Origin of the sequence: Plasticicumulans sp., assembly GCF_035331805.1 — a bacterium.
Classification (GTDB): Bacteria; Pseudomonadota; Gammaproteobacteria; order Competibacterales; family Competibacteraceae; genus Plasticicumulans.
Genome location: NZ_DAOLKE010000130.1, coordinates 1 through 9,181 on the forward strand (window position 1 = coordinate 1; position 9,181 = coordinate 9,181).

General features: G+C 67.5%; 9 protein-coding genes. 4 read left to right on the forward strand and 5 right to left on the reverse strand.

What is annotated here, in order from left to right; genetic code table 11:
* Positions 1–201: 201 nt before the first annotated feature.
* Positions 202–657 carry a formylglycine-generating enzyme family protein gene (locus PKE44_RS10540; protein ID WP_324550869.1) on the reverse strand — a complete coding sequence of 152 codons (456 nt, stop codon included), beginning with the start codon at positions 655–657 and terminating at the stop codon, positions 202–204.
* A gap of 441 nt (positions 658–1,098) precedes the next feature.
* Complete coding sequence (locus PKE44_RS10545; RefSeq protein ID WP_324550871.1) at positions 1,099–2,553, reverse strand: ATP-binding protein; 1,455 nt, start codon at positions 2,551–2,553, stop codon at positions 1,099–1,101.
* Positions 2,554–2,849: 296 nt separating this feature from the next.
* Between PKE44_RS10545 and PKE44_RS10550 the strand changes: the two genes are divergently transcribed.
* Positions 2,850–3,290 carry a regulator gene (locus PKE44_RS10550; protein WP_324550873.1) on the forward strand — a complete coding sequence of 147 codons (441 nt, stop codon included), beginning with the start codon at positions 2,850–2,852 and terminating at the stop codon, positions 3,288–3,290.
* Between the two features lie 109 nt (positions 3,291–3,399).
* Here the strand turns inward: PKE44_RS10550 and PKE44_RS10555 are convergent, their stop codons facing one another.
* The 3 genes from PKE44_RS10555 to PKE44_RS10565 form a co-directional block, all read right to left on the reverse strand.
* The gene (locus tag PKE44_RS10555) at positions 3,400–4,053 is read right to left on the reverse strand and encodes a response regulator transcription factor (protein ID WP_324550875.1); all 654 of its coding nucleotides are present in this window, start codon (positions 4,051–4,053) and stop codon (positions 3,400–3,402) included.
* Entirely contained in the window at positions 4,046–5,455 is a 1,410-nt protein-coding gene (locus PKE44_RS10560) for an ATP-binding protein (RefSeq protein WP_324550877.1), read from the reverse strand. Before PKE44_RS10560 ends, PKE44_RS10555 begins: the two co-directional genes overlap by 8 nt.
* 289 nt (positions 5,456–5,744) lie before the next feature.
* On the reverse strand, positions 5,745–6,986 hold the full coding sequence (locus tag PKE44_RS10565) for a patatin-like phospholipase family protein (protein WP_324550879.1): 1,242 nt from the start codon (positions 6,984–6,986) through the stop codon (positions 5,745–5,747).
* A gap of 301 nt (positions 6,987–7,287) precedes the next feature.
* On the opposite strand from PKE44_RS10565, the gene PKE44_RS10570 reads away from it, so the two are divergent.
* The 3 genes from PKE44_RS10570 to PKE44_RS10580 all read left to right on the forward strand — a co-directional run.
* Positions 7,288–7,467: a hypothetical protein gene (locus tag PKE44_RS10570; protein WP_324550881.1), complete on the forward strand. Its 180-nt coding sequence runs from the start codon at positions 7,288–7,290 to the stop codon at positions 7,465–7,467.
* A gap of 251 nt (positions 7,468–7,718) precedes the next feature.
* Positions 7,719–8,597, forward strand: a complete 879-nt coding sequence (locus PKE44_RS10575; protein WP_324550883.1) for a neutral zinc metallopeptidase — start codon at positions 7,719–7,721, stop codon at positions 8,595–8,597.
* A 102-nt stretch (positions 8,598–8,699) separates the two neighbouring features.
* Positions 8,700–9,181, forward strand: a 482-nt coding sequence (locus PKE44_RS10580) for a tubulin-like doman-containing protein (protein ID WP_324550885.1), incomplete at its 3' end; no start/stop codon positions are given.

Consider the following 9,181-nt stretch of genomic DNA (forward strand, 5'->3'; position numbering starts at 1 on the left):
CCGTAGGGGCAACCCCCGGTGGTTGCCCTGCTGCCATTGGTGGCGACCTAAAATCTGGGCAACCACGGGGGGGGCCCTACACGCGGGCTTGCCCCTGCGAGCACGATGATGCCGTGAACGTGATTGGGCATGACGACAAACCCGGCAATCCCGACATCCGGATAATTTTCCGGAATTTCGCCCCAAACCGCCTGAATCATTTCACCGGCCGCGTTCAGGTGCATGCCGCCATCGATCACTTCTCCAGACAGGCAAGTCCGGCATTCGCAGCACAGAGTCACAAAAGTTATTGTAGTAGAAGGTTCCGTCGTAATTGGCCTGATCGGTTCTGATGCAGTTGCCAGTCCAGAATGGCGTCGTCGTGCCGGCGCGGGCCGCATATTCCCATTCCGCCTCGCTCGGCAGGCGGTATTTCCTGCCGATCTGCTCGCTGAGCCAGTCGGCGCAAACCTGTGCACCGTTCCAGTTCACGTTGATGACCGACTGATTGCCGCGGCCCCAGCGATCTGCCGGTTTCCTGCGGCCGGTCGCTTCGGCAAAGCGATCGTAATCGGCAAAGCTGACTTCGGTGCGGCTGAGCGCGAAAGCCGGTACGGTCACGATGTGCTGCGGGCCTTCGTCGTCGGCGCGCCCCGGCTCCTGATCCGGTGAGTCCATCGTGAACGGTGCCGGCCGGCAGCGGAATCATCTCGGGGCCGAAGCCGCCGATCTTCAGGGGGCGCGAAAAGGTTTCAGTGTCGTTGGTGATGGAGCGCCTGAGCTTTTGATTTCAGCGACTTCTGCTGGAGTTAATTTATGGGTGAAAGGATCTCGAAACGTAGGAGGATTGCTTGGGGTTGTGTTACTACTGACAAGGTTGTTAAGCCAGTTGGACAGAGAGGCAGCCAAATCGTGCTGGTAAGGAAGTTTCCCAGAAAACAACAGGATCAGACCGGTCATCAATGCTGTCGCCAGAGCGATGCGTATTTTTGTGAATATTTTATTTCCTAAGTCAGTAAGACGATTTCCAAATTTGTGCAGTATGTTCTGAATCGATTTTCCAATCTGGGATATCGGGTTGTTCGAGCGGGTGATGGTTCCATGCAGAGCATCCCTGTCTCAATCTTCTGCCACCAGTTCACTCGCCCCCATCCAGTAACACAGCAGCGCCGCCGGTATCCGCATGATCCGGGTGTCTGCCGCCTGCCCGTCAGGGGCTGCCGGCGGGCCGCTCAGCAGCCCGAAGTCATCGAGTGCCTTGGTGACGACGTAGCCGCGCGTGATCTGCTTCTGCCCGCACAGTTCGATCAAGCCCTTGAGTTCGCGGGCGCCGGTGTGCTGTGCGCGATACTTGACCTCGAACGGGATCAGCTCGCCGTCGGCCTCGGCCACCAGATCGACTTCATGATCCCTGCGCCCGCGCCAGTAGCTGAAACGCACGTTCTTCGCGTAGTAGCGGGCGAACAGATGCTTGAACACCGCGGTTTCGGTCGCCACCCCAAGAGCGGCGGCATCGTCGAGGAGGTTCTTGCCCTTCAGCATCACGGCCGGTGCAATCGCGGCATCGGCCAGATAAATCTTGAACCGTCCGCGCAGCACGTCCTTGCCGTAACCGAACGGCGGCAGGCGATAGATCAGATGCGTTGCTTCGAGCAGTTCGATGAAGCTCTGCGCGGTCGGGCGCTTGACCTCCAGATTCGAGCACAGGTCGCCCATGTCGAGCAGACCGCCATCGTGCAGGCACAGGTACAGGAAGGTGTGTTCCAGATCGAGCACGCGACGCACGCCGAACAGCGCCGTCATGTCGCGCTTGAGCACCTTGTCGATGATGTCCTCGCGCAGCAGCCGCTGAGCCTGCGTGATGCTGTCGACCTGCGCGCTCTGCGGAAAACCGCCGCGCAGCAGGAATTCGTGGAAATGGCCGGCATAGGCGCTGGCGGCTTCGGTCGCGCGGTAGAACTGCGCCGGCGGCCAGTCGAACAGTTCGCGCAGGCTGCGCAGGGGCGGCAGCTCCGGCAGCGTCAGGCGCTTGATCTGCAGGTATTCGTAGAACGACAGCGTGGTCAGCCGGATGGTGTGCCAGCGGCCGACACCGGATTCCTGGCCGGCTTCCGTCAGCGGCATCGCCGAGCCGGTGAACACGATGCGCCGGTCCTTGCGGAAGTCGACCTGATGCTTGATCCAGGTGCCCCAGTCGCGGATGAACTGGGCTTCGTCGAGCAGCAGGTATTCCGGCCCATCCGTTCGCGGCTCGCGCTCGCGCCAGGCTTCGAGCACGGCCTCCATGCCGGCGAGCTTCAGCAGCGGATGGTCGAAGGTCGCATAGACGATGTTGGCCGCCGGCACGCCCGCCTGCAGCAGCAGCTCCACGGCCTGCAGCAGCAGCGTGGTCTTGCCGATCTGGCGCGCACCGGACAGCAGGACCGCGCGCGGCGCCGGCGGCGCGAGCAGCCACCGGGACAGCTCCCGGAAGGCTGCCCGCCGCCATCGGGGCAGATCGCCGATGCCCTCGCCGCGCCACCACGGGTTGAACTGCGCAAGCACGGCGATCAGCTCGGCTCTGGAGACCTTCATCGCGTGAAATCTCACTATTTTTTGGATTTAGTGAAAGTATACCTTCACTGATTGCGATGATTGGTCTCATGTCGCCGTCGGACGGGCACGACAGCCCGGCAGCCGCGGGCCACCGCCGGCCGGCAGGACAGACCGGCAGCCCGCGCGCAGGCGTCCCTCGCCCCGGCCGATCCCGATCCCCTCCGCGGGCAGAACGCCCGCCCGATCGCCGGCAGTCTGCTGTGGCCGCCGCTGCCGGCCGGGCGCTGCAATGGCGGTGGCATCAGCCCGATGCCGGCCTCTGCAGGAGAATTCCGATGCCCGAGCACACCTTCGACGATTCATCGATCCGCTGGAACCGTTTCGGCGAATTCGAGCCGGCGTTTCATTTCACGATTCTGGATATCGACGAAAGCCGCCGTATCGCCGATGTGCTGTTCCGCCTGCCCGCCGAAGCGCAGATCGTGCTGCACCGGCATCTGGTGCTGAATCACACCTTCGTCGTGCAGGGCGAGCATCGGCTGTATGAGCCGGATGGCAGCCTGCGCGAAGCGCGCGCCACCGGCACGCATACCGTTTCGCCGGCCAGCGAGCGGCCGCATCGCGAAGGCGGTGGCGCGCAGGATGCCATCGTGCATTTCAGCATCCGCCCCGATGGTGCCGATGACCTGTATGAACTGCTCGACGATGCCGGCAATCCGCTCGCGCGGGTTACCTGGCCGATGCTGGTCGAGTTGTACCGGGCGCAGGCGGCGTAATACCGATCACACGTAAATGCGTGGTTTTTCCCTCTCCCCAAGCCCTCTCCCGCGAGGGGCGAGGGGCTGAAAAGACGGCGTGTTCATTTGTGATCGGCATGAGCCGGCATCAGATCAGCCCGGCGCGCAGGGCGATGCGCGTCAGTTCGATGTCGCTGCGGGCGCCGAGTTTGGTCTTGATCTGGTAATGGCAGTTCTGCACGGTCTTGGCGCTGATCGACAGTCGCGCGCCGATTTCCTCGGGGCTGCTGCCTTCCAGCAGCAGGCGCAGGATTTCGAATTCGCGCGGCGACAGCGATTCCGCGAGCGGTTTTTCCGGCGGCGCGATCAGGGCCAGCGCCAGGTCCGGGGCGATGTCCGGGCTGATCGTCTGGCGGCGCGCGGCGACCCGGTACACGGCGTCGATCAGCACTTCCGGCGGGCTGCTCTTGGTCACGTAGCCGAGGGCGCCGGCGCGCAGCGCCTGCGTCGCGAAGATCGGCTCGCGGTGCATCGTGAACACCAGGATGCGCAGGCGCGGCTGGCGCTGCAGCAGCCGGCGGATCAGTTCGACGCCGCCGAGATCGGGCAGGCCGAGGTCGAGGATCACCAGTTCGGGTTCCGTGGCCGCGGCCTCCTGCTGCCGCAGCCAGTCCAGCGCCTCGCGCGCGGTCGCGGCTTCGCCGGCGACGCGGATGTCGGGCTGCGCCTCCAGCAGGCGCCGGTAGCCGACGCGGACCACGACGTGATCGTCGATCAGCAACACCCGGATGGGATCAGGCATGGAAGCTCCGCTCGGCACTGAGGGATTCGGCCGGGAATTCGGCCAGCACGCGCATGCCGCGCGGGCTGCGCGGCGTCATCGAGAACCGCCCGCCCAGCGCGAGGACGCGCTCGCGCATGCCGAGCACGCCGAGTCCGCTGCCGGCCGTCGGATTTTCGCCGGCCTCGCCGTCGTCCTCGATGCAGAGCCGGCAGTGCCGGTCATGGCGCTGCAGCTGCACCGTCACCTGCGTGGGCGAGCCGTGGCGCAGGGCATTGGTCAGGCTCTCCTGCACGATGCGATACAGGCTGACGGTGAGTTCATCGGGCAGGTCGTCGAGCGGGCCGTCGAGATCGAGCGTGAAGCGGCAGTCCGGCTGGCGGCGCTGCCAGCCGGCCAGGAACTGTTCGAGGATCGCCTGCAGGCCGAAGGATTCCAGCCCGACCGGGCGCAACTGGCTCAGGATGCCCTGCAGCGCCTCCAGCATCTTCGCCGTCACCTCGCTGATCGAGCCGACCGCCGGCAGCAGCTCGGGCAGGCGCTCGCGCACCTGACCGCCGATGAACACCGCCTCGGCGCCGATCGAGGTCAGGCACTGGCCGAATTCGTCGTGCAGCTCCCGGCCGAGGTGGCGGCGTTCCTCCTCGCGCACGGCGATCAGCCGCTGCGCCAGCCGGCGCTGTTCGTCGAGCGTCTGCTGCAGCCGGTCGGCGAGTTCGTCGAAGCCGCTGGCGATGCGCTGCAGCTCGTGCAGGGCCGGGCGCGGCATGCGCACCGACAGGTCGCCGGCGCGCATCTTCTCCATGACCGCGAGAATCTGCTCGCTCGGGCGCAGCGCCCGGCGCACCGGCAGATACACGAACAGGTTCAGCAGCAGGATGCCGGCGGTCATGCCGAGCACGGTGCGGATCTGCCGCCAGGCCGAGCGCGCCAGGCTGTCGAGGTTCGGCGTGATGAGGAATTCCCCGGCCCGGTAGCCGGGGTACTGGATGATCGGACCGCGGTACAGCTCGCGGCCATCGAGCAGCAGCGCCGGCAGGCCGCGCAGCGCCGCCGGCAGCGCCAGGCGTTCGCCGAAGCAGCGGCGCACGCGCTGGCGGCCGAAGAGGTCCTCGGCCTCGACGCAGATGTCCAGCCATTCGCCGAGCGGGTCCAGCGACGCGAGTTTCAGCTCCTCCAGCCCCATCAGGAAGCTGCCGCGCGGCTGCATGGCTTCCTCGTTGATCAGCCGCTCCAGCAGCGTCGGCCCGATGCGCGCGACCTGCCGGCGCAGTTCGGCCTGCGTCTGCACCAGCACCGTGACGATGCCGCCGAGGCAGATCGCCAGCGCGAACAGCGTCACGCGCCGCAGCAGCAGGCGCTTGAGGTCGAGCCCGTCTGCCCGTGCGCGTGCAGCGCGGGTTTCGTCACGGGGGATCGGCATCGTGGCCACCTGTCTCCGGGCTGTCGGGTTCCGGGAAATCATGAAGCAGTCCGGACGCGGGGAAAGGGCAGGGGACGGACGCGGGCTTGCTGGCCCGCAATCGCGAGGGACGGAGGGCTTTTTTGAGGTCCGGGATGCCTCGCCGCCCCGGGGCTTTCAGGTCCGGGGCGGGCGGGAAGTGGGGGGCGAGCCGGGGCGGCGGGTGCTTGTCCGGCACGTCCGGCCGGACGGCAATGGCCTGCTGGCGAGGCTGGCAGCCGGTGCGCCGGTCGCGGATTGCCCGCGCCTGTCAGTGCTGGACCACCATCGTCTTTGCCGGCGGCGGTGCGATGTAGCCCGGCGGCGTCTTCTGCCACGGATAGCCGTTGCGGGCGAGGCGTTCGCCGTATTCGTACAGCGGACGCATGTACTCGGGGTCGAAGTCGTCGCGGTGCTTGACCCGGAAGTCGCTGCCGATATAGGCGAGGTTGTAGTCGACCCCGTCGCGTTGCGTGGTCGCGTAGATGCGGTACAGATCGCCGACGCCCTGGTACTGGATCAGCGACGACACCGCCCGGCCGGCGATGCTCATCGTGCGGCGCTCGACGCTGGCCCAGGACGGATCGAGCCGGGCGTTGCGGATGATCCACGCATGACGCTCGCGCTCGATGCCGTAGCGCTTCGACAGCACCTTCACGTTCAGCGACGGCGGATACAGGAACACCTGCGCGGCGGCACCGCCGTCGACGTGCATCTCCTGATGGGACTTGCCGTCGACCTCGACATCGATCAGCACCGGCGGGAACACGCCCGGGATCGCCGCCGAGGCCAGCATGATGCGCCGGAACAGATCGAGCGCGCCGGGCGCACCGCTCGTGGCGATTGCGCCCATGTCCCACAGCACCGGCCGGCGGGCGTCGATGTCGGTGGTCGCGATCAGCAGCAGCCGGCCCTTGCGGTATTCGGCGCCGATGCGTGCGAGGAAGTCGTCATCGACGTTCTGGCCGATCAGCGTCCAGAGCGGCTGCGTGTCGGCCATCGCATCGTTGTTGATCGCCGCGAACACCGGCCGCGTCAGGAAGATGTCCGCCTGCCGGGTCTCGGTGTAGACCTTCCTCAGCACCGGGTCGTAGGCCGGGCCGAGGAACGCAAACGGCGCGATCAGCGCCCCGGTGCTGATGCCGGTGACGATGCCGAAGCTCGGGCGCGTGCCGGTGGCCGTCCAGCCGTTCAGCAGCCCGGCCCCGAAGGCACCGTCATCGCCGCCCCCCGACAGCGCGAGGAAATGCGCCGGCGGCAGCGGTCCGGTCTGGCCCTGGGCCGCGCGGTATGCCTGCATGCGCCGGATGGTTTCGAGGCTGAGCCGCTCCAGGGCGGCGGTGTCGACATCCGGCCAGTAACGGACGTTGACCATGCCGGGCACGGTTGCCTGCGTGGTCTGCTCGGCGGGCACGGCAGGCAGCCGTGCCGGCACCGAACAGGCCGAAAGCAGCGCGCATGCCAGGGTGGCAGCCAGCACGAACGGCCGGCCGGGCCAGAAGAGACTGTTCAAGGCGGTTGTCCTCGATGCGATACCAGCGCCTACGGTGGCATGCCGAGCGTAGACATGTCTCGCGCGCGTGCCCGGGGCCGCGCATGGCTTGCGTGTCCGTGCCGGCGGTGCAGCCCCGCGGACTCGCCCGCAGCCTTGCCTCAGTCCGCAGACGAACGGTGTTGCAACTTCTTTCGTACATTACGAATACGACAGATATCGTATTGAGAGAAGTCGCAGTGGTAAGCAATGCTGTCGTTGTACAGTGTTTCTGACAGCCAATCAGCTGTTTAGCCGCCTTCGAACGCCAAGGACAGACGCCATGAACCACACCATTCCCGAAAACCTGACCGTCGCCGTCGAAACCACCGCCCGCCTGCTCGGCGAGATCCGCCGCCAGCGCAACCTGCGCCAGCAGATGAGCGATCCGTCCATGCGCACGAACGCCGCCACGCGCCAGCCGCCGGTGCCCCACCACGGCAGCCCCGGCGACACGCACTGATTCCGGCTGATTCCGGCTGATTCCGGCTGATTCCGGCTGATTCCGGCTGCGGATCGCTGACCGGCTGCGCCGGTTCCCCTGACGCCCGATTCCGCCGCCCCGCCTCCCATCAGGCCGCCGACATCCGCGAGGGTCGGCGGCCTGATGCTTTTCCGGGTCGATGCCCGGCCGATGCCGCCACTGAACCAGAACGGTTGGCGGCGGCTCCGATCCGGCATCACGACACCGGGCATCCGGGGGAGGCGAACGTCATGCGTTACGGCGACGACGACCGCGAGAGCGGCAACATCGAGGACCGCCGCGGTGAATCCTTCGGCGGGGGCGGCGGCTTCGGCGGCGGCGGGCTCAGGATCGGCGGCGGCATCGGCACCGTCGTGCTGGTGCTGGTGGCGCTGTACTTCGGGGTCGACCCGTCGGTGATCCTCGGCGGCGGTTCGCCGGCGCCGGTGCAGCATCCGCCGGGGCCGGCGCAGACGCGCGCGCACGACGACGAGGCGCGCTTCGTCGGCCGTGTGCTCGCCGACACCGAGAGCGTCTGGAACGCACAGCTGCCGGCGCAGACCGGGCAGGCCTACGTCGAGCCGAAGCTCGTGCTGTTCTCCGGTGCCACGCAGACCGCCTGCGGCATCGGCCAGGCGGCGATGGGGCCGTTCTACTGTCCGCCGGATCGCAAGGTCTACATCGACCTGTCCTTCTATGACGACCTGCGCCAGCGCTTCCGCGCGCCCGGCGATTTCGCGCAGGCTTACGTCGTCGCGCACGAGATCGGCCACCACATCCAGAACCTGCTCGGCATCTCCGGGCGCGTGCACGCGGCGCGCGAGCGCATGAGCGAGGCCGACGGCAACCGGCTGTCGGTGCGGCTCGAACTGCAGGCCGACTGTCTGGCCGGCGTCTGGGCGCGGCACGCCGAGCAGACGAAGCATCGCCTCGAACCCGGCGATGTCGAGGAAGCCCTGACCGCCGCTGCCGCGATCGGCGATGACCGCCTGCAGCGTCAGGCCCGCGGCACGGTCGTGCCCGACAGCTTCACGCACGGCAGCTCGCAGCAGCGCGTGCGCTGGTTCCGGGCCGGGCTGGATTCGGGGCGCCTCGACGCCTGCGATACCTTCGGCGCCGCACGGCTGTAGCCCGCGTGCCCGGCGCCGCGCCGGCGTCGCGCATCCGCCGCGCTTGCCCTGTCCCGCCCCGCCGGGCATGGTTCGCCCGACAGCGGCGGCCGGGAGGCAGGCATGAATCATGTGATCGTCGGGCTCGGGGGCACGGGCGGCAAGGTCATCCGCGCGCTGCGCAAGCTGATCTTCCAGGAGTTCCGCAGCGAAGAGCCCGAAGGCGTGCCGCTCGGCTGGCTGTACGTCGATTCCAGCGACGAGCTGATGGCGCCGGACGATGCCTCGTGGAAGACGCTCGGCGTCTCGGTGCAGCTGCCGGCGGCGAGCCAGCTGCTGATCACCGACGCCAACCTGGCGGCCCGGCTCGATGACCTCGACAGCTACCCCGGCATCAAGCCGTGGATCGGCGCGCGCGAGCAGTGGCGCGACATCCTCAACAGCATCGTCGGCGTCACGCTCGGCGGCCAGAAGCGCCGGCTCGGGCGCTTCCTGTTCGCGTGCAAGGCCGACAAATACCGCGAGCAGCTGCAGACGCAGGTGCGCCGCGTGCAGGCCGGCGGCAGCAGCGAGACGACCTTCCACGTGCTGTGCGGGCTCGCCGG